Genomic DNA, 22471 nt, shown 5'->3' on the forward strand with positions numbered 1-22471 from the left:
GCAATGGGGCTCGTCCTGACCGCGCCGATCTGCGCCTTACAACGTTCATCGCAACCTCCAAACTCCTGGTGTTGCGACGACCGTTTGAATCCGCCGAGGTTGGCTTCATCGGGCTTGCGCCCGATCACGCTGGCCTTCACCAATTGGCTGAGCAGACCATGCAGCGCGTCGCGGTCGGCGGCGCCGAGCGCCTCGGCCAGCAGCCGTTCGCCGGCTTGCGGGTCGGCATGAAGGATCGCAATCCCCCGCTTGTAGAGCTTGATCCGCGGGCTCGCGGCGGGGCCGCTGCGATCGTTTGCCGCAACCGGCAGCGTGCTGTGGCGTTTGGCAGATCTCGTCATGTGCTGTGTCCTTTGCCCGAGCGGGCTCATTGCGCGCGACATCGATCGCTCGCTGCGCGTCTGTGGGATTTTCGGGATGTTGATGAAGGGCTTACGCACAATTGCCGCGAGGCGCCCCGTAGTCGGGCGGCGTGGACGCAGGCGAATGTTGCGATGATGGCATTCTGCCAGTGTTTTGCCCGACGAGTCAAACGAAGATTGCGAAGCGCGCAATCCTCGTTCGTGCAAATCCTTCTCCGTGCAAGTCCTTGTTCTTGCAGGTGCCGGCTACTGTGCATGGGGTTGTTTTCGTGTTTTTTGTTTCGAAGCCGCTCCAACCTGCCGCGCGACGGAATGCCAGTATGCAAACGCGATTGCGAAATCCGGCACGGCCGCTCATCATGATCCGCGAATCCGCCGCGTCATGACAAAGCGGCGCGATTGGTCTGGGGAGAGAACGAATGCAACGAACGCTTCGCCTGCTGGCGATCGTCGCCGGATTGTGCGCGACGACGGAGGCCTTCGCGCAAAAATATCCGGTGCGGCCGGTCAAGATCATGGTCGGCTTCAGTGCGGGCGGCCCGGTCGACGTCGTCGCGCGCATCGTCGCCGATCGGCTGAGCAACAAGCTCGGGCAAGCCTTCGTGGTCGAGAACCGCGCAGGCGCCAACGGCATGATCGCAGCCGAAGGCGTCGCCCGTGCAGAACGCGACGGCTACACGATGCTGGCCTGCAACTCATCCACGATCACGCTCAACAAGACGCTGTTCAGGGATATCCGCTACGACCCGGAAAAAGACTTCGCGCCGCTCACCACCGTCGTGTCGGCGCCGCTCGTGCTCGTGGTCAACCCGGAGAATCCCAAGACAGCCAACATCAAGACCGTCGCCGATCTCGTCGCCGCGGCAAAGGGTGCGCCCGGCGCGCTTGCCTACGGCTCGGGCGGCAACGGCAACCTCGCCCATCTCGCCATGGAGCTGCTCAGCCAGAAAGCCGGCGTCAGGATGATCCACGTGCCTTATCGCGGTGGTGCGGCGTCCGAGGTCGGCATCCTCGCGCAGGAGGTCCTGGCGGTGTTCGATCCCTTGTCCGCCGTGCCGCTGGTGAAGGCCGGTAAGCTGCGCGCGCTCGCGGTGTCCTCAGCCGAGCGGCTGCCAGCGCTGCCGGATGTGCCGACCGTCGCGGAAGCCGGCTATCCCGGTTTCGACATCTCGTTCTGGGTCGGCTTCTTCATGCCGAAGGCAACGCCCGCGCCGACGCTCGACATGCTGCACCGGGAGATCGTCGCCGCCGCCAACGATCCCGTGTTACGTGAGCGGCTGGAGACGCAGGGCGTCGTCAGCGTGCTCAGTCCGGCCGAGTATGCCGCCAAGATCGCGAAGGAGACCAGGGAGCTCGCCGAGGTCGTGGCGGCTGCGAACATCAAGGCGGAGTAGGGCGTCTGCTTGGTGTGCTGCCGACCACCTCAGCCAGCCGCTCGAGCAGCGGGCGCTGTCCTGTGTTGATCTTCCCGTGCGCTTCTGCGAGCGTGAACCATTCGGCACGATCGACCTCCGGAAAGGTCTGACGTTTGCCGCTGCGCGGCGGCCATTCCATCTCGAAACTGTTGCTGCGAATGCTGCGCACGTCGAGGTCCAACTCAGCCGCGAACGCGGTGACGATCTTGCCGCCGCGCTGCTTGACCTGACCAAGCGAAGTCAGCGGCACGGACAGCTCAAGTCCAAGCTCCTCGGCAAACTCCCGTCGCGCCGCGATGTCTGCGTCTTCTCCGTCCGCGTACTCGCCCTTCGGGATTGACCAGGCGCCGAGGTCCTTGTTGCGCCAGAACGGCCCTCCGGGATGAACGAGCAGGACCTCGATCTCCCCGCGTTTCCGATAGGCAATGATCCCGGCACTCTTCGATGGCATCGCAGGTTCCGTGCACGCGGCGCATTCGCTCGGGAAAAGTGGAACAGACGGTTTTAGCGCAGGTTAATAGCCAACGCTTTAACCGAACAAGGGAGTGAACCATGATCCGCCTGTTGGCAACGACAGCCTTAGGGCTGGTGCTGGCGAACGCCGCCTTTGCGCAATCGCCAAGCAGCAACACCAAGTCTGAGCAGACGCCGCAATCCCAGTCCAATTCCGCAGCTCCGTCCAACACGTCGCCGTCTGGCGCGGCACAAACGCAGCAGCCGCCATCGCAGCCGCAGCAATCATCAACGCCGGGAGCATCGACACAGAATACCCAGGCGACCACTCCGTCTTCCGGGTCGGCCAATTCCCCGTCCGGGACCAACGCTACCAATAGCGCGGACACGTCCTCCCGGCCGCCCAGCGGTACGGCAAACTCCAACGCGGCCGGCAACCAGCCCGCCTCGCAGCAGAGCGCCAATCCGCCGGCGGCGAACGCGAACCAGACGCAGGATCGATCCAACGCTCCGTCGAACAATACCAATCAGGCACAGCAGGCGCCTGGTGCATCTGGAACCAACCAGGCCCAGCAATCGCCGAACGCGCCGAGCAGCAATCAGGCGCAGGACCAGCGGACCGGTGCCAATTCACAGGCCGCCGCCCGCACTGACGTCAACCTCAACAAGCAGCAGGAGACCAAGGTCAGCGCGTCCATCTCCCATCTCAACGTGCGGCCGCTGACCAGCGTCAATTTCTCGCTCAACGTCGGCACGGTCGTGCCGCGCGATATCCAGCTGTCGACGCTGCCGCCCGATGTCGTCGAGATCGTGCCGCAATATCGCGGCTACAGCTTTGCGCTGGTGAAGGATGAGATCGTCGTGGTCGATCCGGCGACATACAAGATCGTCACCGTGCTGCCGTACTCGGGACAATCCACCGCGGCAACGACGACGACGCGCGAGCGCAGCGCCAGCAAGTTTTCGGATCGCGATCGGGAAGTGATCCGAAAGCATGCGAAGACCCGGACCGAGGGACGGAGCGAACGACAGACCACCGGCAGCACTGCGCGGTCCGAAATCCACGTTGGTGACCGCGTTCCCGAGAGTGTCGAGGTCGAGGAATTCCCGAGCAGCGTCTACCGGGACGCGCCCGACCTGCGCGAGTACCGCTACATCCACCGCGATACGCGGACCTATGTCGTCGAGCCCAGCGAACGCCGCATCATCGAGGAGATCGACTAGTTCGCGGACCACCGGAAGCCGCTCCATCGAGCAGCTTCCGGATTTCGCATCAGCCCGAAGATCGTTCGCGCGCCGCAAAACGGATGGCGCGGGCCTTCGCGCTCCTTCCCGCCGCGCGCGCGGCGATCATGTTGCGTGCCTTACCGTGGGTGCTCTTCCGGATCAGGGACGCGAGCCGCTTGCGTGCGCGGCTGGCCGTCAACCGCGCCGCCAGCTGCTCCGCCTTGCGAATGATCGTTGTGACCGAGGGCGTCAGGTTCACCGGAACCCAGGCGACGTCTTTCGTCTTGGACAGGCTGCCGATGCCCTCGCAGGGAGCTTCGCGCGGCAGGTCGATCCGGATCGCGAGGGATTCCGCGCGCTCGGTCCAGTCCTCGGCCCTGGTGCCGGTGATGATGCGGACATAGTCGCGTGTCTCGCGCGGCAGCTCGCTCTCTTTGGCAAGCCATTTCTGGATCCGGCCGGGGCCTGCGTTGTAGGCGGCCGCGGCAAGTCCGAGATTGCCGAAATCGTCGCGTAGCTTGCGCAGGAATTTGGCCGACGCCGGCAGCGCCTTCATCGCATCGAACGGATCATCCAGCCCGACCTCCGCTGCCGTTTGCGGCATGAACTGTGCGACGCCTTGCGCGCCGGCCTGGCTGACCTCGTTCGACTTGAAGCGGCTCTCCTGCCAGATCAAACGTGCGAAGAACGGCACCGGAATGCCGCTGGCTTCGGCCGCTCCGCGAAGCGCGTGGCAGAAGCGCTCCGTCGGCGAAACCGGCGCCTGCGCGACGGGTTCGACCGTATCCGGCGGCTCGGGCATCTCCTCATAGGCCGCACGCGCATTGGCGAGCTCAAGCGCCTGTACGCTTGCGAGGAACAGTTCGACCACCGGAACAAGTGGCGAGGCCTGAGTGTTTTGAAGAACGGTGTGATCGAAGGCTGACGTTTGGCGGGACACCGACGGATCGAAGTCGCACATCAGAATCATGAACGCGGCGCAAGCCGCGACGACAAATCGCATTTGCTGGAGCAACCTCGAACTGTGGGTGAACGGCCAGCGGTGCGCCGGCGATAAGGAGTTCTTAACCGTGCGATTGCGGCAAAGCTGCGGTCTCACCGGTTCCGCCGGTGTTACTACGGTGTTCCCGCCTGGAAACTCTTGTCTCCGCGAATTTGCGGGCATGGCGAATTGGGACGAGCGAGATGATGCGACGGATGCTTGGCGCGGTGATTTCGCTGTCGGTGATCTCTGCGGCGCTTGCAGGCAATCTTGATCCAGCAGCGGTGAACGACGCTGCGCGTCCCGCAAAGCAAATTGCTGCCGATAAGCTCAACGCATCGATCGTGAAGCTACAGATTTTGCTCGACCGTGCGCGGTTCTCGCCGGGGGAGATCGACGGCAAGCTCGGGGAGAACGCGCAGAAGGCGCTGAAGGCATTCGCCGAGCAGAACGGCGTTGCATCCGACAAAACGATCGCACCGGAGCTTTGGGATAAGTTGAACGCCGCGAGCGAAGGCCCGGTCCTGATCGAATACAAGATCACGGATGCGGATGTGAAGGGGCCGTTTCTGAAGGAGCTGCCCGGCAAGCTTGATGACATGAAGCCGCTGAAGGCGCTGAGCTACACCAGTCCGCTCGAAGGGCTTGCCGAGAAATTCCACATGAGCGCAGATCTGCTCAGGGCGCTCAACCCGGACAAGGCCTTCGACAAGGCCGGAGTGACCATCGTCGTTGCAAACGTTCCGGCGCGGCGAGAGCTGCCGCACATCGCGCGGCTCGACATCGACAAGAAGAACGGCACGCTGAAAGCATTCGACGAGGGCGGCACCCTCATCGCATTCTATCCTGCGTCAATCGGAAGTCCGGATCGTCCGACGCCGAGCGGTACGCTCAAGGTCACCAGCGCCCACGAGAATCCGGTCTATCACTACAACCCCGACTACAAGTTCAGAAGCGTCAAATCGAAAAAGCCGTTCGATGTTCAGCCGGGCCCGAACAATCCGGTAGGAGCATACTGGATCGGCTTGTCCGCGGAGGGTTACGGCATCCACGGAACGGCGGAGCCCGACAGGGTCAGCAAGTCGGCGTCGCATGGCTGCGTCAGGCTGACCAATTGGGACGTGCGCGCGCTGGGCGAGCACGTCAAGCGCGGTACACCGGTGGTCTTCCTGGATGCGCCGACGGACTCCTCGTCCGAGCAGCGGCGGAAGTCCAGCGGCAGGCGCGCCTCGAACTAGTCTTTGGGAAAGTCCTTGCGCATCGCGATCTCGGCGGCATCGCCGGGCGATAGCACGGTCTGGTCGAACGCTGCTTGCGGCCTCGTCATGATGTCGTAAAGCGAGATGCCTTTGATCGGCTTGCCCATGAGCTCGCGGACGCAGTCGGCGAGCGTGCCGTTGTAGACGAGATAGGGCGGACCTCGATCCTTCTGCCTCTCGCCTTTCAGCGACGGCCACTTCTTCAGTTCGGCCGGCGCGTCATAGGCGATCGGCGATTTCTCTTTGAACATGCGCTTGGCCCCTGAAGGCGCGGGTAGCCCAGAAGCCTAGGGCGGCCCGGTAAAACGCTTGTTAAAGAATTAGTTCAAATCAGCCGGCGACAAAGGCGAGCAGAGTGCCGTTCGCCTTGGCCGGCGGCACGCAGATCGCAGACCCGCTGCGCACCGCTGCCGAACCAAGCGCCTTCTCGGTGGCCGCGAGATCGCCGCTCACGAGCACCAGGGCAGCGCCTCCGCGTTCGGAAAGACCCGCGAGCGGCACGCCGGGATAGCGTTTGCCGAGCTGCTCCAGCGTCAAGTAAACGAAATCGGCCCGATCGCCACCGGAGGCCACGGTCACGGCGCCGTCGGTTTCACTCTTCGGCTCGCGGTCGATCAGCCGTCCCAGATGCGCGGCCTCCTTCGCGGGTTCGGGCGTCGCGATCAATGTCTGCTTGATCCGCTTGACCGCATTGGCGTGCTTCATCAGCTCGGGAATCCACACCGTCTCCCGCGTCTTGTGCTGGCAAGCGAAAATGCGCACGCCGCCGGGCGCTTCCGCGGTCGGCCACATGAAGGTGCGGAATTTCGCCGCCGAGATCGTGCCATCGGGCAGCGTCACGGGCCTTTCGAAATCGGTCGGGCCGATCGGCTCCAGGCCGCGTGCGCGGATTTCCTCTGCGCCGGCAGCGGAATCGACCGCAGTGAAGGCGATGCGCTCGATGCCTTCGCCGCGCTGGTCCAGGAAGGCACGCGCGGGTGCATTGTGCTCGGTCGCGGCGAGCACGCCGAGCAGCTCCATATAATCCGGGTCGAACATGATGGTGTAGTTGCCGGTGCCCATATGTGCGCTGTGAGTGCCGCGCGGCGAGAGGGTGAAGCCGAGCTGCCGGTAATTCTCGGCGGCTTTGTCGAGGTCCTGAACCATGACCACGGCGTGGTCGATACCGATGACGTTCTTGAGAGCCACTGTTCTTTCCCCGAATGCAAACTGACTGGACCGCCGTTGGCAGCCACAAATCCTGTCTACGCTGGATAGGCGGTCAAGTCATTTTCAAATCGCCGGGACGTGCGGAAATTTCATTCCGCGAAAGGCGCCATCGGCGCGCGATGGCGTCAGCGCGCCTGCTCGATATAGGCGGCGAGAATGGCGCGCTCCTCGCTGGTCATTTCGGTGATGTTGCCCGGCGGCATCGCATTGGACCAGGCGGCGACGCGGCCGATCAGGCGGATGTTGCGATGGATATGCTCGGGCGCGTCGAGCAATATGCCCTTGGGGGCGGTCACGATGCCGGCCCAGACCGGCTCGGCGGCGTGGCACATGCTGCACCGTGACATCACGATCTCCTCGACATTGGCCACCGTGACCGGCGCCGACAGCGCGCTTGTCTTGACCTCGCGCGGGCCGGCCGCGGAGAGGAAGAGGATCGCGATCACGCCCGCCGCTGCGATGCCCCACACCCACCACGGCGATTTGCGCCCGGCATGCCCCTCGTTGAAGAAGTGCCGGATCACGGGGCCGAGCGCCAGGATGATGGCGACGATGATCCAGTTGAAGCGCGTGGCATAGAGCAGGGGATAGTGGTTGCTGATCATCAGCACGACGACAGGCAGCGTTAGATAGTTGTTGTGAACCGAGCGCTCCTTGCTTGACTTGCCGAGCTTCGGATCGGGCGCCTGTCCCGCGAGCAGGGCGGCTACGATCTTCTTCTGGTTCGGGATGATCAGCGTGAAGACGTTGGCGACCATGATGGTGCCGATGATCGCCCCGATCTGGTTGAATGCGCCGCGCCCGCTCAGCACGTGGGTGAAAGCATAGGTCAATGCGACCAGGAACAGATAGCCGCCGATGGCGAAGGGCAGTTCGCGTTGCGCGAGCCCGGTGCGGCAAGCGCCTTCATAGAGCAGCCATGCCAGCGCGAGGCTGCAGAGGCTGAACAGGCCGGCCTGGAATGGCGTGAGGTCGAGGATCGACTTGTCGACCAGGAACAAATCGGCCTCGAGATAATACACCACCACCATCAGCGCGAAGCCGGACAGCCAGGTGGTGTAGGCCTCCCATTTGAACCAGGTCAGCTCGTCCGGCATCTGGGCAGGCGCGACCAGATATTTCATGATCCGGTAGAAGCCGCCGCCATGGACCTGCCAGGCCTCGCCCTGCACGCCGTCCGGCAGATCGCTCCTGGGCTTGAGGCTGAGATCGAGAGCGATGAAATAGAAGGAACTGCCGATCCAGGCGATCGCGGCGACCACGTGCAGCCAGCGAAGCAGCAGGCTCGCCCATTCGGATATGATGGATCCCCACATGATCACCCCAACAGATGCGACTCCAATGTCGCAGCCTTGATGACCGCAACCGGCGGCCCCGCCCTTACAATGTGTCGCACCGATCGGCCGCATTTTCCAGTACGATGGGCTGCGGCTGATGCACATCGTGCGGGCATGAGCTGACGTGGGATTCGGCAGGCATTTGGCCTGTCGCAGAACGTTTGCGCGTCGATCGGCGTTGGTGCGCCAGACGTGACGGCCGGGAGGAAACGATTTGAAGAACAAGATTTCGTTCGTGGCGATATCCGCGGGGTGGCTGGTCGTGACCTGCGCACAGGCTGAGCCGGTGCTGCAGGGCAAGGACGCCTACGGCGATTGGCAGGCCGACAAGCCCGGCACGGTCAGGTTGATCCAGCCGCAGGATCTGGTCAGGCCCGGGGCCACGCGGTCGGTTGCGAGTTCGTCGCGCGTGGTGCCGCGCCCGCCGGAGGGGGCGCTTCAGGTGCCAACCGGCTTCAAGATCGAGCTGTTCGCCGAGGGCCTGCGGGCTCCGCGCATCGTGCGCGTGGCGCCGAACGGCGATATCTTCGTCGCCGAGACGCGCGCGGGCAACATCCGCGTGATGCGCGCCGGCGAAAACGGCAAGGCCGCGACCAATGAGGTGTTCGCTGCCGGACTGCGGCAGCCCTTCGGCATCGCCTTCTTTCCAAACGGCGATAATCCGCAATGGGTCTATGTCGCCAACACCGACAGCGTGGTCCGCTTTCCGTACCAGGCCGGCGATCTCAAGGCGCGCGGCAAGGCGGAGACGATCGTGGCGGGCCTGCCGCATGACGGCGGTCATTCCACCCGCGACATCGTCTTCACACCTGACAACAAGCGCATGCTGGTGTCGGTCGGCTCGCTCAGCAACGTCGCCGAGGGCATGGGTACGCCGCCGGGCGGATTGGATGTGTGGTCGAAAACCCATCCGCTTGGTGCGGCGTGGGCGAGCGAGACCGAGCGCGCCGCCGTGCTGGCCTTCAATCCTGATGGCAAGGAGCGGAAGATCTACGCCACTGGTATCCGCAACTGCGTCGGACTCGCGGTCCAGCCACAGACCGGGCTGCCGTGGTGCTCGACCAACGAACGCGACGGGCTCGGCGACGATCTCGTGCCTGACTATGTGACCAGCGTGAAGGAAGGCGCATTCTACGGCTGGCCGTGGTTCTATATCGGCGGCAACGAAGACCCGCGCCATGCCGGCGCGCGGCCGGACCTCAAGGACAAGGTGACGATACCCGATGTGCTGGTGCAACCGCACTCGGCCTCGCTCGGCATGACCTTTTATCAGGGCACGCAGTTTCCATCCGAATACCAGGGCGATGCTTTCGCGGCCGAGCACGGCTCCTGGAACCGGTCGAAGCGCACCGGCTACAAGGTGATCCGCATCCGGATGAAGGACGGCAAGCCGACCGGCGAGTACGAGGATTTCGTCACGGGTTTCGTGGTGAGCGACACCGAGGTGTGGGGGCGGCCGGTCGGTGTTGCTGTGGCGAAGGATGGATCGCTGCTGATGTCGGAGGACGGCAACGGGACGATCTGGCGGGTGACAAGCATGCGCTGAGCCGCGGTGGAGGTGCACCCTCGCCCCTTGCGGGAGAGGGTGGCTCGCCGCGCAGCGGCGAGACGGGCGAGGGGTTCCATCCGCGAACTCCCTTATGCGTGTGCGGAGAGAAACCCCTCATCCGGCGCTTCGCGCCACCTTCTCCCGCAAGGGGAGAAGGGAAGAGGCACTGCGCTTGCGGCGCTCACCCCCGTCTCACACTCGCTCCGCCATCCACCGGCAGCGTCACACCCGTGATGAAATTCGCCTCGTCCGATGCCAGGAACAGCGCGGCATTCGCGACGTCCCACCCCGTGCCCATCTTCCTGCGCAGCGGCACCTTGCTGTCGCGCTCGGCTTCGACTTCGGCGCGGGTCTTGTGCCATTCGCGGGCGCGGGTGTCGACGGCCATCGGCGTGTTCATCAGGCCCGGCAGGATGACGTTGGCGCGGATGCCGTGTTCCGCGTTCTGGTAGGCGAGCTGTTCGGTGAAGGCGATCATCGCCGACTTAGTCGCCTTGTAGGCGACATAGGGATAGGTGGTGATCGCCGCCATCGAGGAGATGTTGATGATCACGCCGCTTCCTTGCGCGCGCATGATCGGGATCACCTCTTTCGCCGCCAAAATGCAGCTCTTCAGATTGATCGCGACGATACGGTCGAAGGCTTCCTCGGTGATCTGAAGCAACTCGGCGTCGCCGCCGGAGAGGCTGACGCCGACGTTGTTGTGCAGCACGTCGATCCGGCCCCAGCGCGCCTGCGCGTCCGCGACCATCGCCTCGATGTCGGCGATCTTGGTCACGTCGGCCTTGAACGCCGCGGCGGTGCCATGCTTCGCGGCGATCATGGCGGCGGTTTCCTGTGCCGATTCCAGATGATGATCGACGCACAGCACCTTGGCGCCCTCGCGCGCGAAGGTCAGTGCGGTGGCGCGGCCGTTGCCCATGCCTTCGCCGGGGCTCTGGCCGGCGCCGACGATGATCGCAACCTTGTCCTTCACGCGCATGTCAGTTCACTCCCGGGATCGGGTACTGCTGGAGTACCTCTTTGTAATATGGCTCGTTGTCGATCTTCATGGTGGCGAGCACGCGCACCACGCCGCAATAGAAGGCGATGGTCAGCACGAGGTCGACCATGTGCTCGTCCGAGAGATGCTGCCTGATCTCGGTAAAGGTTGCGTCCGACATCGCGAGCTCGCGTACCATCTCGCGGGCACCTTTCAGGATCGCCTTCGCCTGTGGCTCGAGCGTCGAGGGTTTGCCGTCGGTCTCAGCCATCAGGCCGGCGATGTCATCGTCGGTGACGCCGAACTCCTTGCCGATCTTCACGTGATGAGTGAACTCGTATTCCGATTTCTCCATCCAGCCGACCTGGAGGATCGCAAGCTCCCGCAGGCGCGGGTCGAGCTTGCTCTTGAAGCGAATGTATCCGCCGATGCCGTTGAAGGCGCGCGCCATCTCCGGCGAGTTGACCAACAGCTTGTGCAAATTGGTGTTGCGCTTGAGCATGTCGCGATATTCGGGCGCGACCTGGTCGGCCTCGAGATAGGGCAGGCGGGCCATCCCTGTGTTTCCTTCCTTGCTAGTGTTCTTGTGACTCGCGTTCGGGCGCTTGCAGCGTCACCCCGCCGTCCACCACCAGCACCTGTCCGGTGATATAGCGCGCAAAATTGCTGAGCAGGAATTTGACGGCGTGGCCGACGTCCCAGCCGGTGCCTTCCGTTTTCAGCAAAGACGCCTTGGCCCGCTGAGCGCGCGCCTGTTCGCTCATGCCGCGGCCGTAGACCATCGGCGTGTACATCGGCCCGGGGCAGATGCAGTTGACGCGGATGTTGTCGCGGCCGTGATCGACCGCCATCGCGCGGGTGAGACCGATGATGGCGGCCTTCGATGTCGTGTAGCTCGTGAGCCCGCGCGGCCGCAGCGCCGAGATCGACGAGATGTTGACGATCGCGCCGCCCCGCGCGGTCTTGATCATCGCAGGGATCGCGTGCCTGGAGAGCAGGAACATGCTCTCGACATTGACCTGCATGACGCGGCGATACTGCTCGGGCGCTTCGTCCACCACGCTGCCGCGGCTGCCGATGCCCACATTGTTGTCGAGGAAATCGAGCCGGCCCCAATGGTCAAGCGTGGCTTCGACCAGCGTCCTGCAATCGCTCTCGCTGGTGACGTCACCGCCATGCGCCGCGGCCGTGCCGCCTTCGGCTGCGATCATCTCGACGGTTCGTTCAGCGAGCTTGAGCTCGCGATCGGCCACCAGAACTTTGGCGCCGGCGCGGGCCAGCAGAATTGCGGCCGCGCGGCCGTTGCCAATGCCGTCGCCCGCAGCGCCGCCGCCGCTGACCAGCGCCACCTTGCCGGCGAGACCGGGATCGTCCTCGAGCCCCTGCATGTCGTTCATCCCGAATATTTTCGTGCACTCTAGCAATCGCCCCGAGCGGAGAGAAGGGCCGGGCTCCAGCTTTCATGTCATTGACATCGCATGGAATTGCATGCCGCCGCGCGAGAAGGGCGAACGATCGACCTGCCCCGTTAGGAACCGACCTCACACGATCGCGTTTGCTGCCGGAGCCGTTCCCACGTTAGGCTCTGTCCCGGGGCTTCCCAACCGCCAGTGGCTTGCCGATGAATCTGCTCGATCCACAAGGGCCTGTGGCTGCGGCCAACAGCACCATCCTGGTCGATTCCGTCTTCATCATGCTCGCGATCGTGGTGCCGACCATTTTCGCGATCCTGGCTTTTGCATTCTGGTTTCGCGCCTCGAATCCGAAAGCAAAATTTCAGCAGGACTTCGTCTATTCCGGGCGGGTGGAAATGGTGGTGTGGGCGATCCCCGCGCTCACCGTGATCCTGCTCGGCGGCGTCGCCTGGATCGGCTCGCATCAGCTCGATCCCGCAGCACCCGTGCCTGGCACCGGCAGCCCGGTCCGCATTCAGGCCGTCTCGCTCGACTGGAAATGGTTGTTCATCTATCCGGACCAGCGCATCGCCACCGTCAACACCCTGACGGTGCCGGCGGGCGCCGAACTGAATTTCCAGCTGACGTCGTCAAGCGTGATGAACACGTTCTTCATCCCGCAGCTCGGCAGCATGATCTACACCATGAACGGAATGGTGACGAAGCTGAACCTGCGCGCCGACAACGAGGGCAAGCTGCAGGGCCTGTCGGCGCATTTCTCCGGCGACGGGTTTCCGGACATGATGTTCGACGTCAACGTGATCTCGCCGCTCGCCTTTCCGGATTGGGTGGCGACCACGGCGAAAAGCGATGCTGTCCTCAATGAGGACAGCTACAAGAAGCTGATGCAGCAGGGCGTCGAAAAGGGAAGGCCGACCTACAGGCTCGACGATCCCCGGCTGTTCGACCTGATCGCGACCCAGCACATTCCGCCGGGACCGGGCCCGGAGCTCGCATCTGAAGCAGGCCGTGCGCAAAGTGGAGGCCATGATGCTCGGTAAACTCGACTGGTCGGCGATCCCGTTCGACCAGCCTATACCGCTGATCGCGGGCGCCGTGGTGTTGGTGGGGATTCTCGCCGTGCTGGCCTGGGTCGTGGTGAAGGGACATCTGCCCTATCTTTGGCACGAGTGGATCACCAGCGTCGATCACAAGCGGATCGGCGTGATGTATATCCTGCTGGCCTCGGTGATGCTGCTGCGCGGCGGCAGTGACGCCATCATGATGCGGATCCAGCAGGCTGTCGCCTACCAGTCGCAGGGCTATCTGCCACCGGAGCACTACAACCAGATATTCTCCGCGCACGGCACCATCATGATCTTCTTCGTGGCGATGCCGTTCGTCATCGGGCTGATGAATCTCATCGTGCCGCTCCAGCTTGGCGTGCGGGATGTCGCTTTCCCGACGCTCAATTCGGTCGGCTTCTGGCTGACAGCGACCGGTGCGCTGCTGGTCAATCTCTCGCTCGTGATTGGCGAGTTCGCCCGCACCGGCTGGCTCGCGTTTCCACCGCTGTCGGAACTGTCCTACTCGCCGGGCGTCGGTGTCGACTATTACGCGTGGTCGCTTCAGATATCCGGCGTCGGCACGCTGGTGGCCGGTATCAATCTCGTGACGACGGTGCTGAAGCTGCGCACCAAAGGCATGAACTATCTGCGCATGCCGATGTTTTGCTGGACCACGTTGGCCTCGAACCTTCTCATCGTCGCGGCCTTCCCGATTCTGACCGCCACCCTCGCGATGCTGCTGCTCGACCGCTATCTCGGCTTCCACTTCTTCACCAATGAAGCCGGCGGCAATGTCATGATGTTCATGAACCTGATCTGGGCCTGGGGACATCCCGAGGTCTACATCCTGGTGCTGCCGGCCTTCGGCATCTTCTCCGAGGTGGTGTCGACCTTTTCGGGTAAGGCGCTGTTCGGCTATCGTTCGATGGTGCTGGCGACCATGGCGATCTGCGTCATCTCCTTCATGGTCTGGCTGCATCACTTCTTCACGATGGGCGCGGGCCCCGACGTCAACGCCATCTTCGGCATCGCCAGCATGATCATCGCGATACCGACCGGGGTGAAGATCTACAACTGGCTGTTCACGATGTATGGCGGCCGCATCCGCTTTGAGACGCCGATGCTGTGGTCGATAGGCTTCATGGTCACCTTCATTATCGGCGGATTGACGGGCGTGCTGGTCGCGGTGCCGCCGGCCGATTTCATCCTCCACAACAGCATGTTCCTGGTCGCGCACTTCCACAACGTCATCATCGGCGGCGTGCTGTTCGGCGCTTTCGCCGGCTTCGAATACTGGTTTCCGAAGGCGTTCGGCTTTCGCCTCGACGACCGCTGGGGCAAGCTCGCGTTCTGGTTCACTTTCCTCGGCTTCTATGTCACCTTCATCCCGCTCTACGTCGCCGGCATGCTGGGCATGACGCGGCGCATGCAGCACTATGACGTCGCGGCGTGGCGGCCCTGGATGCTGGTTGCAGCCGTTGGCATGGCCGTGCTGACGATCGGCGTGATCTGCCAGATCATGCAGCTCGTGGTCAGCATCCGCAACCGCGAGGCCCTGCGCGACCACACTGGCGATCCCTGGGACGGCCGCTCGCTGGAATGGGCGACGTCGTCGCCGCCGCCGGTCTTCAACTTCGCTTTCAATCCCGATGTGCGCGGCGAGGATGCCTATTGGGATCTGAAGGCCCATGCCAAGCAGCAATCGCTGCAGCATGATGCGCCCGAGTATCATGACATCGAGATGCCCAGGAACTCGCCGACCGGGTTCGTCTGCGCGTTCTTCGCCACGGTCATGGGCTTTGCGCTGATCTGGCACATCTGGTGGATGGTGATTTTGGGCGGTATCGGAGCGTTCGCGACCTTCGTCGTGTTCGCCTGGCGCGACCATGACGAATACGTCATTCCGGCCGAGGAAGTCGCGGCGATAGACCGCGTCAATCTCGAGGAGCGGCGCAGTCTTGTCAGCATGGCGGGGACAGTCTGATGTCAATGACCGCGACCGCCGGCCGTGCGCACGCCGATCCCCACCACATCGGGCTCGTCATCGAGCATCCCGGCCCGGCGCCGAAGCGAATCGTGACCGCCTATGGCTTCTGGATCTTCCTGCTCTCCGACATCGTGATGTTCTCCTGCTTCTTTGCGGCCTATGCGGTGCTGTCTGACCAGACCGCCGGCGGCCCGAAGGGTTCGGAGATATTCGAGCAGCGAAACGTCGCGATCGAGACGGTCTGCCTGCTGCTGTCGAGCTTCACCTGTGGCATGGCGAGTATCGCGGCCGATGTGCGCAACCGGCTCTGGTTCTATCTCGGGATGGCCGTGACGTGTTTGCTCGGCCTCATCTTTCTGATCATCGAGTTTCGCGAATTCGCCGACCTCGTCGCCCGCGGCTATGGCCCATCGCGCAGCGCGTTCCTGACTGCGTTTTTCTCCCTGGTCGGCTGCCACGGCCTCCACGTCTCGGCCGGCATATTGTGGCTCCTCACCATGATGGCCCAGGTCTTCGCAAAGGGTTTTCGTGCCGACGTGCTGCGTCGGATGATGTGCTTTGCGTTGTTCTGGCATGCACTCGACATTGTCTGGGTCGGGGTCTTCTCCGTCGTCTATTTGCTTGGGAGTGGCGTATGAGCGATCAGGCACATATGCGGACCGAACACGACCTCGCGCCGGGCGAGGAAGAGCAACACAGTGTCGGCACCAGGATTCTCGGCTATGTGGTCGGTCTCGTGCTTGCGCTGCTGCTGACGGCGACCTCGTTCTTCATCGCCGGCACGGATCTGGTCTGGCAGCCTTCCATTCCCGTCGCACTGATCGTGCTGGCGATCGCGCAGATGGGCGTGCACCTCGTGTTCTTCCTGCACATCACCACCGGCCCCGATAACACCAACAACGTGCTGGCGCTCGCCTTCGGGCTGCTGGTCGTGTTCCTGGTGGTCGGTGGCACCGTCTGGATCATGGCGCATCTGAATGCGAACATGCCAGCCATGGATCAGATCATGCCAATGCGCCGCTAGCGCATTGTGCAAAAAAGAAGAGCCGCTTGTTGTGACAAGCGGCCCAAGTCTAGGGAGGAAACGCCCGAGCAAAGCAATCGGGCCAGAGCCGGATTGCCGCCAAGGAAACGCTCGCGCAAAGCGCTCGCGTACGCTTACAAATGCAGAAACTCTCGATGGAGTTCAATTCTGGATGAATACTGTCTCCGGCTTGCGCTCACGGCTGCGTGATGAGCTTCGTCATTTCGGCCGTCGGCAATTGTAGGCCTTGCGGAAGCCCGCAGCCTGGGCGTCGTCTTCCGAGCAGAACCAGCGATCCGGCTTGGTGGTCGCGGGGTAGCTCGGGCAGCCCCGTAAATGGTAGATGCCGATATTGCCGGTCACGCGCGCGCGCACCGCAAGCTTGCCCTTGATGCCACAGCTCGGCGGCATCGTCAGATCCTCGGGAAATAACGCCGCGCGAATCTCCTTGTCGCGGTCGGCGCGGCAGGCGGCGCCCAGCAGCGCGCCATCCTTCTTGCCGGTGCGGAATTCTTGCGGTGCGACAAAGCAGCCCTTCCAAATTCCGGCCGAGGTCGATTTTGCGTCGGCCGCGGCCGACTTGACGTTCGCCTTGACCGGCTCGCGGGCAATGGCATAGCCGAGCTTGACCAGCTGCTCGTTCAAGCTGGTCTTGTCGCCTTCGGCCGTGCAGATCGCGCGGTGCCGCTTGCCGAAACTCTTTTCCGGTCCGACATCGTCGCAACGCACCGATCGCTTGCCAATCAGCTTGGCGAGCTGATCTCGGGCCTCGATGCCGCAGGTCCAGGGATCGGCGTGATCGTCGATGCAGACCTGGTCCAGCTCGGGCGCGTCGACGCCGTCGAGACGATAGGTGACGTCGCCGAGCTGGATGGCGTTGCCGTCGCGGACCGTCGCGGCGGCGGTCAGCGCGGAGGCGAGGCCGGTGGTGCCCAGAAATCCGGACAGGGCGAGAAAGGAAACGAACGCAAAAGCGCGGGCGCTGGCAAAGGAGTTTCGGAAGGACATAAGGTCTCGCTATCGATGGCTCGTGCGCCTTGTTCCTAGCATCCGGATGTGGCGATACCAATGGTCTGCGCCCCGCGAAGTGCGACATTCCGGCCCCGCGGCTTTACTCGGCCGTAGCTCTGATCCTATCGTTCGCCGGCCCAGCAGAGCGGAGGCCGAATCGCCCGGGAAGCGGCGAAGGGAGGAAAATTTCGCGATGAAAGACCCCGTGGACGTCCTGATCATCGGCGCCGGCGCTTCAGGCGCGGCGGTGGCGTGGTCGCTGGCCGAGACCAAGATGCACATTCTCTGCCTGGAGCAGGGCGGCTGGATGAACCCGGCGGAATATCCCAGCACGGGCCGGGACTGGGAGGCCAAGTTCTACGGCGAGTGGTCGTCCAGCCCCAACGTCCGCGGCCGGCCCGAGGACTATCCGATCAACGACGACAATTCGCCGATCAAGGTCGTCAACTACAATGCGGTCGGCGGCTCGACGGTGATGTACACCGCGCACTGGCCGCGGTTGCATCCTTCCGATTTCAAGGTGAGGACGCTCGACGGCGTCGCCGACGACTGGCCGATCGACTACGACGCACTGACCCCGTTCTTCGAAGAGAACGACCGGATGATGGGCACGTCCGGCCTGTCGGGTGACCCGCTGTCACCGCTGACGCATCCGCCGATGCCGCAACAGCCGCTCGGATTGTCCGGTGCGATCATCGGCAAGGCCATGAACAAGCTCGGCTGGCACTGGTGGCCCTCGGACACGACGGTCGCGACCATGGACTACGAGGGCCGCGCGCGCTGCATCAATCTCGGCCATTGCACGCCGGCCTGCGCGCAAGGCGCTAAATCCTCGACGGACATCACCTATTGGCCGCACGCGGTCCGCGCTGGCGTCGAGCTGCGTACGCACTGCCGGGTGCGCGAGATCACCACGGACGAGAACGGCATGGCCACCGGCGTGGTCTACTACGACAAGGACGGCGTCGAGCAGTTCCAGCCGGCGCATGTCGTCATCATCGCCTGCAACGGCGTCGGCACGCCGCGACTGCTGCTGAACTCGGCGTCGAACCGCTTTCCGAACGGGCTTGCCAATTCGTCGGGCCTCGTCGGCAAGAACCTGATGTTCCATCCCTATGCGCAGATCTACGGCTATGTGAAGGAGCCGACCGATAGCAACCGCGCGCCGCCGACCTGCCTGTGGAGCAAGGAATGGTATGACACGGACCTCTCGCGCGGCTTCGTGCGCGGCTACGGCGTCCAGTTCGTGCGCGGCGCCGGGCCGGTGTTCGAGGCTGTCGTCAGCGAGCAGAAGGGCATTTTGCCGTGGGGCGCCGATCATCACCGCATCTTCCGCAAGCTCAACGGCCACCGGCTCGGCTTTTCCGCGATTTGCGAGGACCTGCCGGAGGAGCACAACCAAGTCACGCTCGATCCGGTCTTGAAGGATGGCCACGGCATTCCCGCGCCGAAGATCAATTACACGATCAGCGAGAACAGCCGGAAGATGATGGAGCATGCGCTGGCGCGGGGCCGCGAAATTCTCGAAACCGCGGGGGCGACCGACATCTGCGTCAACTCACCGATCCCGTGGGGCGGCTGGCACCTGCTCGGCACGGCGCGCATGGGCACCCACCCCGAACGCTCCGTCGTCAACGAATGGGGCCGCTCGCACGACGTGAAGAATCTCTTCATCGTTGACGGCAGCATCTTCGTCACCTCGGGCGGCGTGAACCCGACGTCCACCATTCAGGCCCTCGCGCTCTACATCGCCGACCAGATGAAGCAGCGCCTCGCCAACCTCTTTGACTGAGGCCGTCATGTCCGCAGACAATCAACTGACACGCGCCCAGCGCGACGACCTCCGCACCATCGCCGCGATGATCGTTCCCGGGAGCGATGAGTACAAGGTGCCGGGCGCCGACGACCCCGCGATCCAGGCCGACATGCTGGCGACGCTCGGACGTGACGCCAAATTGGTGGTGGCGGCGCTGGACTATCTGGCGCGGCTCGCGGGCCAGCCGTTGACTGAGCTCGATGCGGCGAAGCGCGATGCGGTGGCGCAGGAGTTTCGCAGTTCCGGCGGTGCGGCTGCGGCCACGCTCGTCCGCGTGGTGCTGCAATGCTACTACCGCGACGATCGGGTGCTGCGCTCGCTCGGTCTCGAACTGCGCGCACCTTTTCCCAAGGGCTACGTGCTCCCGGACGGCGACTGGTCGCTGCTCGATCCGGTCAAGGCAAGAGCAGGCACGCTGCGGCGAGTGCCCTAGCCACCTGGGCAGTCCAGCCTTGCGCCCCGGACGGGTCCCTTGCGCCTGACGGAGCAGGCCACCATCTGTGAGCCTCAAGGACTCCTATCATGCTGGATTTCACCTCAGATATCGTCGATGGCGCCGCGTCATCGCGAACGGAAGCGGCCGCTCCGGTCGATGACCGGGCCCTGCTGGACGCCTATTCCAATGCCGTAATCGACGTGACCGAGCGCGTCGGTCCAGCCGTCGTGCGCGTCGAGACGGGACCAAAAGTGCCGAACGGCCGCGAGCGCGGCGGGCTCGGCTCGGGCATCGTGATCTCGCCGGACGGGCTCGTTCTCACCAATAGCCACGTGGTCGGCTCGTCGAAGGAGATCCGGCTACGCGACGTTGAGGGCCATGTCGGCGACGCCCGGGTGCTCGGCGTCGATCCCGACACTGATCTTGCGTTGCTTCGCGCCAACGGTGTGCGGGACTTGCCCTATGCGGCGCTCGGCAACTCCAAGACCTTGCGGCGCGGCCAGCTCGTCATCGCGATCGGCAATCCGCTCGGCTTTGAATCGACCGTCACTGCCGGCGTGGTCTCGGCGCTCGGGCGCTCGATCCGCTCGGTCAGTGGCCGCACCATCGAGGACGTGATCCAGACCGATGCTGCGCTCAATCCCGGAAATTCGGGCGGGCCGCTGGTGTCGTCGAATGCCGAGGTGATCGGCATCAACACCGCGATCATCAATGGCGCGCAAGGGATCTGCTTTGCGGTCGCCAGCAACACCGCGCAGTTCGTGCTGTCGGAGATCATCCGCCACGGCTATGTCCGTCGCGCCTATATCGGCGTGGCCGGCCAGACCGCGCCGATCCCGCGGCGGCACGCGGTGCTGGCCGGCGTCGAGAACAAAATGGGCGCGCTGCTGGCGCAGATCGAGCCGGACGGGCCGGCGGCGAAGGCGGGCCTGTTGTCCGGCGATGTCGTGATCGGCCTCGACGGCGTCGAGATCAACGGCGTGGACGATCTGATCCGTGTGCTCGACCGCGACCGGATCGGCCGGCGGCTGGCTATGGACGTGCTGCGGCTCGGCCGCCTGCGGGCGATCGAGATCGACCCGGTCGAGCGCAAGCCGGCGCGCTAGCGTGCGGGCGCCCAAGCGGGGTATGACGGTGTCATGGCTCGCTTCGGGAACCCCGCCGCATGATGCCGGCGCATGAGACCTACGATGTCATTGTCGTCGGCGCCGGCGCCGGTGGCATAACGGCCGCGGCCGTCGCCGCCGCCGAAGGCCTGCGCGTGTTGGTGATCGAGAAGACCGCCTTCGTCGGCGGCACCACCGCGTGGTCCGATGGCATGGTCTGGATTCCCGCCAATGCCAAGATGAAAGAGGCGGGGCTCGCCGACAGCGTCACGGACGCCGTGCAATATTTGTCGAGCACAGTGCCCGAGCTCGCCCATGCGGGCCTGCGCGCCGCCTTCCTCGCGCGCGGACCGGAGGCGGTCGCCTATCTCGAAGCCAACACGCAAGTGCGCCTCCAGCCGGTGAAAGCCTGTCCGGACTATTATCCGGAGCGGCTGGGCGCGACCGCGGGCGGGCGCGTGCTCGAGCCGGTCGTCTTCGACGGCACGCGGCTGGGCGCGCATTTCGCGCGGCTGCGCGCACCGCTGCCGGAGTTCACGCGATTCGGCGGGATGATGGTCAACCGCCTCGACATCCCGCATCTGCGCCGGGCCGGAAGATCGCTGCGCTCGACTGTTCGCGCGATGCGGCTGGTTTCGGAGTATGCGTGGCAGCGGCTGCGGAGCTCGCGCGGCACGACGCTGCATCTCGGCAATGCGCTCGCCGCACGGCTGTATGCCTCGCTGCTGGCGCGGCAGGTTGAGATCCTCTTTAGCGCGGACGTCGAAGGCCTGTCTATGCAGGGCGAGCGCGTCGGCGGTGTAATTATCCGTCATGGCTCGCGCGATCGCCTGATCGCCGCGCGGCGCGGTGTGGTGCTCGCGACCGGCGGCTTTTCGCACGACGCGACCTTGCGAAAACACTTCTTCCCACCCGCGGCCGGATTCATCTCGGCGACCCACACGTCCGCTACTGGCGACGGGCTCCGCCTTGCGACTGCAACCGGCGCCGCGCTCAATACGGATGCGACGAGCCCGGCCTATTGGGTGCCGGCCTCGCTGTTCCGGCGCGCCGATGGGAGCCGAGGCGTTTTCCCGCACATTGTGACCGACCGCGCCAAGCCCGGCGTGATCGCGGTCAATGCAGCCGGCCGGCGCTTCGTCAACGAGGCGCTGTCGTACCACGAGTTCGTGCTCGCCATGCTGCGCGATGGCAATGGCGACCCGGACCGGCCGTTCTATCTGATCTGCGACCGTCCGTTCCTGTGGAGCTACGGCCTAGGCCGTATCAGGCCGTTCACGCGCAATATCAGGCGCTATGCGGCGGGCGGCGAGTTAATCGAGGCCGCTGATATCGCGCAGCTCGCAGCGAGGATCGGCATCAAGCCGTCGACACTCGCGGCGACGATCGCAAACTACAATTCCGATGCGAAGGACGGCCGAGATCCGGAATTCGGTCGCGGCAGCACCATCTATCAGCGATACCTCGGCGATATCAGCCATAAGCCGAACCCCTGCGTCGCGCCCATCCTCTGCGCGCCGTTCTTTGCGATGCGCATCTATCCAGCCGATCTCGGCACGGCGATCGGCATGAAGGTCGATGCCCAGGCGCGCGTGTTGCGCGAGGATGGCACGCCGGTTACGGGCCTCTACGCCTGCGGCAACGACATGGGCTCGATCATGAACGGCAATTGCCCCGGGCCGGGCATCGCGCTCGGGCCGGCGCTGACATTCGGCTACATCGCGGGAAGGCATCTGGCGGAGGGGAGTGTGGCCGGGGCGAGTGCGGCCACAGCGTTGGTCTAGCCTTTACCACCGCTGTCATGCCCCGCGAAGGCGGCATCCAGTACGCCGCAACCCATCGACTAATCACAACC

General features: G+C 64.2%; 21 protein-coding genes and 1 pseudogene. 12 read left to right on the forward strand and 10 right to left on the reverse strand.

Features of this window, described 5'->3' with window-relative positions:
• A pseudogene (locus ABIB90_RS28550) lies at nt 1–371 on the reverse strand (hypothetical protein); the annotation flags it as partial.
• 410 nt (nt 372–781) lie between these two features.
• Here ABIB90_RS28550 and ABIB90_RS28555 point away from each other — a divergent pair.
• A complete protein-coding gene (locus ABIB90_RS28555; RefSeq protein WP_354201766.1) occupies nt 782–1756 on the forward strand; it encodes a Bug family tripartite tricarboxylate transporter substrate binding protein in 975 nt (324 codons plus the stop codon).
• On the opposite strand, the gene ABIB90_RS28560 is transcribed toward ABIB90_RS28555, so the two are convergent.
• A complete protein-coding gene (locus ABIB90_RS28560; protein ID WP_354201767.1) occupies nt 1743–2228 on the reverse strand; it encodes an NUDIX hydrolase in 486 nt (161 codons plus the stop codon). The two genes, ABIB90_RS28555 and ABIB90_RS28560, sit on opposite strands and share 14 nt — an antisense overlap.
• A 101-nt stretch (nt 2229–2329) precedes the next feature.
• Between ABIB90_RS28560 and ABIB90_RS28565 the strand changes: the two genes are divergently transcribed.
• Nucleotides 2330–3454, forward strand: coding sequence for a DUF1236 domain-containing protein (locus ABIB90_RS28565; protein WP_354201768.1), 1125 nt, complete (start codon nt 2330–2332; stop codon nt 3452–3454).
• A gap of 49 nt (nt 3455–3503) precedes the next feature.
• Here the strand turns inward: ABIB90_RS28565 and ABIB90_RS28570 are convergent, their stop codons facing one another.
• On the reverse strand, nt 3504–4460 hold the full coding sequence (locus tag ABIB90_RS28570; RefSeq protein WP_354201769.1) for a lytic transglycosylase domain-containing protein: 957 nt from the start codon (nt 4458–4460) through the stop codon (nt 3504–3506).
• A gap of 182 nt (nt 4461–4642) precedes the next feature.
• On the opposite strand from ABIB90_RS28570, the gene ABIB90_RS28575 reads away from it, so the two are divergent.
• Entirely contained in the window at nt 4643–5677 is a 1035-nt protein-coding gene (locus tag ABIB90_RS28575) for a L,D-transpeptidase family protein (protein ID WP_354201770.1), read from the forward strand.
• Here ABIB90_RS28575 and ABIB90_RS28580 read toward each other — a convergent pair.
• From ABIB90_RS28580 to ABIB90_RS28590, 3 genes are all read right to left on the reverse strand, one after another.
• Complete coding sequence (locus ABIB90_RS28580) at nt 5674–5949, reverse strand: hypothetical protein (RefSeq protein WP_027516602.1); 276 nt, start codon at nt 5947–5949, stop codon at nt 5674–5676. The two genes, ABIB90_RS28575 and ABIB90_RS28580, sit on opposite strands and share 4 nt — an antisense overlap.
• A 79-nt stretch (nt 5950–6028) precedes the next feature.
• A complete protein-coding gene (locus ABIB90_RS28585) occupies nt 6029–6886 on the reverse strand; it encodes a VOC family protein (protein WP_354201771.1) in 858 nt (285 codons plus the stop codon).
• A 146-nt stretch (nt 6887–7032) separates the two neighbouring features.
• Nucleotides 7033–8223, reverse strand: coding sequence for a urate hydroxylase PuuD (locus ABIB90_RS28590; protein WP_354163316.1), 1191 nt, complete (start codon nt 8221–8223; stop codon nt 7033–7035).
• A gap of 235 nt (nt 8224–8458) precedes the next feature.
• On the opposite strand from ABIB90_RS28590, the gene ABIB90_RS28595 reads away from it, so the two are divergent.
• On the forward strand, nt 8459–9790 hold the full coding sequence (locus tag ABIB90_RS28595; protein ID WP_354201772.1) for a PQQ-dependent sugar dehydrogenase: 1332 nt from the start codon (nt 8459–8461) through the stop codon (nt 9788–9790).
• A gap of 184 nt (nt 9791–9974) precedes the next feature.
• On the opposite strand, the gene ABIB90_RS28600 is transcribed toward ABIB90_RS28595, so the two are convergent.
• From ABIB90_RS28600 to ABIB90_RS28610, 3 genes are read right to left on the reverse strand one after another with little or no spacing between them, the layout of a single operon-like run.
• Complete coding sequence (locus ABIB90_RS28600) at nt 9975–10775, reverse strand: SDR family NAD(P)-dependent oxidoreductase (RefSeq protein ID WP_354163312.1); 801 nt, start codon at nt 10773–10775, stop codon at nt 9975–9977.
• Nucleotide 10776: 1 nt separating this feature from the next.
• A complete protein-coding gene (locus ABIB90_RS28605) occupies nt 10777–11331 on the reverse strand; it encodes a carboxymuconolactone decarboxylase family protein (RefSeq protein WP_007594091.1) in 555 nt (184 codons plus the stop codon).
• A 19-nt stretch (nt 11332–11350) separates the two neighbouring features.
• On the reverse strand, nt 11351–12172 hold the full coding sequence (locus tag ABIB90_RS28610; protein ID WP_354201773.1) for an SDR family NAD(P)-dependent oxidoreductase: 822 nt from the start codon (nt 12170–12172) through the stop codon (nt 11351–11353).
• 224 nt (nt 12173–12396) lie between these two features.
• On the opposite strand from ABIB90_RS28610, the gene ABIB90_RS28615 reads away from it, so the two are divergent.
• The 4 genes from ABIB90_RS28615 to cyoD are packed head-to-tail and all read left to right on the forward strand — an operon-like array spanning nt 12397 to nt 16247.
• A complete protein-coding gene (locus ABIB90_RS28615; protein WP_354201774.1) occupies nt 12397–13230 on the forward strand; it encodes a cytochrome ubiquinol oxidase subunit II family protein in 834 nt (277 codons plus the stop codon).
• On the forward strand, nt 13220–15220 hold the full coding sequence (cyoB, locus tag ABIB90_RS28620; protein WP_354201834.1) for a cytochrome o ubiquinol oxidase subunit I: 2001 nt from the start codon (nt 13220–13222) through the stop codon (nt 15218–15220). The genes ABIB90_RS28615 and cyoB overlap by 11 nt, the downstream gene beginning before the upstream one ends.
• Entirely contained in the window at nt 15220–15861 is a 642-nt protein-coding gene (locus ABIB90_RS28625; protein WP_354163304.1) for a cytochrome (ubi)quinol oxidase subunit III, read from the forward strand. The genes cyoB and ABIB90_RS28625 overlap by 1 nt, the downstream gene beginning before the upstream one ends.
• Nucleotides 15858–16247, forward strand: coding sequence for a cytochrome o ubiquinol oxidase subunit IV (cyoD, locus tag ABIB90_RS28630; RefSeq protein WP_007594086.1), 390 nt, complete (start codon nt 15858–15860; stop codon nt 16245–16247). The genes ABIB90_RS28625 and cyoD overlap by 4 nt, the downstream gene beginning before the upstream one ends.
• 219 nt (nt 16248–16466) lie before the next feature.
• On the opposite strand, the gene ABIB90_RS28635 is transcribed toward cyoD, so the two are convergent.
• Nucleotides 16467–17255 (reverse strand): thermonuclease family protein, encoded by a 789-nt coding sequence (locus ABIB90_RS28635; RefSeq protein WP_354201775.1) that lies wholly within the window; start codon nt 17253–17255, stop codon nt 16467–16469.
• Between the two features lie 196 nt (nt 17256–17451).
• Between ABIB90_RS28635 and ABIB90_RS28640 the strand changes: the two genes are divergently transcribed.
• The 4 genes from ABIB90_RS28640 (at nt 17452) to ABIB90_RS28655 (ending at nt 22400) form a co-directional block, all read left to right on the forward strand.
• Nucleotides 17452–19050, forward strand: coding sequence for a GMC family oxidoreductase (locus ABIB90_RS28640; RefSeq protein WP_354201776.1), 1599 nt, complete (start codon nt 17452–17454; stop codon nt 19048–19050).
• A 7-nt stretch (nt 19051–19057) separates the two neighbouring features.
• Nucleotides 19058–19507, forward strand: a complete 450-nt coding sequence (locus ABIB90_RS28645) for a hypothetical protein (protein WP_354201777.1) — start codon at nt 19058–19060, stop codon at nt 19505–19507.
• An 89-nt stretch (nt 19508–19596) separates the two neighbouring features.
• Complete coding sequence (locus ABIB90_RS28650) at nt 19597–20616, forward strand: S1C family serine protease (RefSeq protein WP_354129412.1); 1020 nt, start codon at nt 19597–19599, stop codon at nt 20614–20616.
• A 59-nt stretch (nt 20617–20675) separates the two neighbouring features.
• A complete protein-coding gene (locus ABIB90_RS28655; RefSeq protein ID WP_354201778.1) occupies nt 20676–22400 on the forward strand; it encodes an FAD-dependent oxidoreductase in 1725 nt (574 codons plus the stop codon).
• Nucleotides 22401–22471 lie beyond the last annotated feature (71 nt).

The organism is Bradyrhizobium sp. JR4.1, from assembly GCF_040548605.1.
Classification (GTDB): Bacteria; Pseudomonadota; Alphaproteobacteria; order Rhizobiales; family Xanthobacteraceae; genus Bradyrhizobium; species Bradyrhizobium canariense.